The sequence below is a fragment of the Salmonella sp. SAL4457 genome, from assembly GCF_046548235.1.
Lineage (GTDB): Bacteria > Pseudomonadota > Gammaproteobacteria > Enterobacterales > Enterobacteriaceae > Salmonella > Salmonella enterica.
Window position 1 is genome coordinate 1 of record NZ_JBGDZO010000972.1, and the last position, 251, is coordinate 251.

Annotated in this window: 1 protein-coding gene; it reads left to right on the forward strand. The window is 71.7% G+C overall.

The features are described from left to right. Window positions 1-251 (forward strand): hypothetical protein (locus ACLJNW_RS27090; protein WP_410961643.1); only part of this gene is annotated, 251 nt, incomplete at both ends.

The following is a 251-nucleotide window of genomic DNA, read 5'->3' on the forward strand; positions in this document are numbered from 1 at the left end:
GGGGATCTGCGCGCGCAACCGCTACCGTCCCCGCTTGGCGGGCCCGCGCTGGAAATCCGCCCCTGGCTGCCGGACAGCCTGCTGGCCCTGGACGATCCTTTCGCGCCGCTGCGCGCCAACCGCGGCGAGCTGTGGATAAACGGCGAGGCCAGCGGCCTCTACCTGTCCCGTGAAGCGCCGCCATTGGCTTGTAACGATGACGGCCGGGCGCTGGCGCTGCAGGCAGCAGGCGAGCCCCTGGGGCAGGATAG